Genomic DNA, 2,678 nt, shown 5'->3' on the forward strand with positions numbered 1-2,678 from the left:
AATCGCCAAATTGGCTTTGGTTCCATGATAGAACGGTCCTTGCACCTGCTTGTAATTATCATGAGAGATGGGAATCCAATCTTTTACCATTTTAAGACCCTTAATTGTTGGGATTTGGCTGCATAACGCCTGAAATAAGCCGTGCCGCGAAGCGGCATCGGCTTGATTGAATTGTTAGACGGCAAACTCGAGCCAATACTTGTGCAGGCCAACAATATTAGACGAGCACAGCATGGGCATTGCCGCTTTGATCTTCTCCAGTGACCAATTCCACCACTCCATCTCCAGAAGCAATGAAATTTCCTCATCGGTGAAGCGTTTCTTAATCTTCTTAGCGGGATTGCCGCCAACGATAGCGTAAGGCTCCACATCTTTTGTCACCAACGAGCGGCTGCCTATCACCGCACCGTGCCCGATCTTGATTCCGGGCATGACCATTGCCTCAGAGCCGATCCAAACGTCATTGCCAATGACAGTATTACCTGCTTTTTGGAAGGCATCGAGTGCGCTTGAGAATGCAGGTTCTTCCTGCATATAAAAGAACGGGAAAGATGATGCCCAGTCGTACCGATGCCCCTGATTGCCAGCCATGATAAAGGAAGCCCCACTCCCGATAGAGCAGAAACTACCGATGATCAACTTATCAACGTCATCACGGTCCGGAAACAGATACCGTGCGCAGTCATCGAATGAGTGCCCATGATAGTAGCCAGAGTAATAGCTGTACCGCCCAACTTTGATATTGGGGTTCTTCACTTGCTCAGAAAGCAGCTTGCCTTTGAAGGGGCTATCAAAGTAGTTGGTCATAAGAGATCCCGCGGTCTGTGACTTTGCCGTCTAACGTTTGAAATAAGGGGCGCCGAGCGCCAGCGAGGGGAGCCAAAAGCTTGCTTTTGGCCGTCCCGACTTGATTGAAGGGTTGGGCGATTTTGCCATTAGATTTTTTATAAATTTAGTGTGTTTAGAATGGTGATCGCATTTTTCTTGGCTTTTATGCTTGATGTTAAATTCGACCCCAAGTTTCCTGTAAGTGCGGACACAAAAACATATTTATGTCCTGATTTGCTTATAATAAACCCTTCAAACCATCCGTTTTGTAAGGTTCTATTTGCTGTGAATCCTGCACCAGTTTTCCCATACAGTTTTGTACTATTATCCAGATCTTGTAGATACATGTTCTCTATGGTGTTTTCTATGGCTGAGTTTTTAACTGGGAGATTGTGATTAATAATTTTACGCAGGAATTGAATTTGTTCTTCTGGTGAAATTTTTAAGCTACTTTCGAGCCATGCTTCTGTTAATCCGTTGTTTCTTTCTTTATCTCCAGAGAAGTCTTGATTTCCATAATCAAAATCTTTGAGATAATTCTTGATTTTATTTAATCCAATTTTTTGGGTTATTTCTTGCGAAACCCAAACAACAGAAAATTGCATCCACGTCTTTGGTGTATGATTGCTGTTCCAGATCTCCATTCCTTTGGGGGTTTTATCCCATTTGAATATGGTTTTCTGATCTATTATTTCCGCATCAAATGCCATAAGTGATAATGCGATCTTGAAAGTTGAATCTGGTGCCATTTGCGTTGCACACTTTGCTTTATTGAATTGAGCAATTTCAGCGTTTGTGGATGCATCGTAAAGTAAAAAACAACCTTCAGTTCCTTCAAATAATGGAGATGCAACAGTAGAGATATCTGTTGATGCACTGGCGCTGCTGTAGATAATATTTGCAATTATTAAAAAAATAGCGAAGTTGATATGTATTGTGTTTTTCATAATAAGTATTGGTTTGGTAAAGGGCTTAATTTTAACGGCTAACAATTAATGAGGCTCCGGGTTCGCCCAACGTTTGACATGAGGGGCGGCCAAGGGCGCCAGCCCTTGGACGTCCCCCTCGATGGAAGGGTTAGGCATCACTGCGTGTTCGCTCGAATGCCTGGCGTGTTTGAACCATGTACACGGCTGGACCATATGGGGTGGTTACGGTACCTTGCCTCTCAAACCCCGCTTTCTCGTAGCATCGGATCGCTCGCAAGTTGCTCGGCGACGGGTCCGTTTGGATCTTGGTGACCTCGGGATCATTGAACAGCAACTCAACCAGAGCTCGAACCAGCTTGGTTCCCAAGCCTTTGCCCAGTTGTGATGCATTCGCCAGTAACTGGTCTATTCCGCGTACTCCTGGATCGGTTTCTTCTTCCCACCGTCCGTCCCCGCTTCCAAGAGCAACGTACGACTGGGCATACCCAATCGGCTCTCCATTCAGCATTGCAATGTATGGAGTGACGGACTCTTGCGCTAAAACGCTTGGCAAGTACTGTTCCTGTACGTCAGCAAGTGTCGGGCGTGCTTCTTCTCCGCCCCACCACTCGACGATATGAGATCGATTTAGCCACTCATAGAGCATCGCAAGGTCATGCTCAGTCATGAGGCGCAGTGTGACGGAATCGTTGCTGTTGGTCACGATGCTGTACTTTGTGATGCCTAACTTTGTTTTTGCGTTGCTCATGATGTCTAACTCCCAATTTGTGTAGGGCTTATTATGCACGCTTAAAGGCACTGTTGCAAAGTTAGCGATGAGGCAGCCTTTTGTCTTATTCAAAGGCCTTACATTTCAAAAACTCTGCTTACCAGGCGCATTTCGCCCAGGGGATCACCATAATAAAATGCTGAGGCCTGGCC

The 2,678-nt window shown here is 45.5% G+C and carries 3 protein-coding genes and 1 pseudogene; all 4 read right to left on the minus strand.

Going from position 1 to position 2,678, the window contains the following annotated elements:
- Positions 1-174: 174 nt before the first annotated feature.
- A complete protein-coding gene (locus OOJ60_RS24325; RefSeq protein WP_000186237.1) occupies positions 175-807 on the minus strand; it encodes a type B-3 chloramphenicol O-acetyltransferase CatB3 in 633 nt (210 codons plus the stop codon).
- A gap of 137 nt (positions 808-944) precedes the next feature.
- Positions 945-1,775: an oxacillin-hydrolyzing class D beta-lactamase OXA-1 gene (locus OOJ60_RS24330; RefSeq protein WP_001334766.1), complete on the minus strand. Its 831-nt coding sequence runs from the start codon at positions 1,773-1,775 to the stop codon at positions 945-947.
- Positions 1,776-1,905: 130 nt separating this feature from the next.
- Positions 1,906-2,460 (minus strand): fluoroquinolone-acetylating aminoglycoside 6'-N-acetyltransferase AAC(6')-Ib-cr5, encoded by a 555-nt coding sequence (locus OOJ60_RS24335; protein WP_063840321.1) that lies wholly within the window; start codon positions 2,458-2,460, stop codon positions 1,906-1,908.
- A gap of 143 nt (positions 2,461-2,603) precedes the next feature.
- Positions 2,604-2,678, minus strand: a pseudogene (locus OOJ60_RS24340) (IS6 family transposase); the annotation flags it as partial.

This window comes from Citrobacter sp. R4 (assembly GCF_026719175.1).
Taxonomy (GTDB): Bacteria; Pseudomonadota; Gammaproteobacteria; order Enterobacterales; family Enterobacteriaceae; genus Citrobacter_A; species Citrobacter_A sedlakii.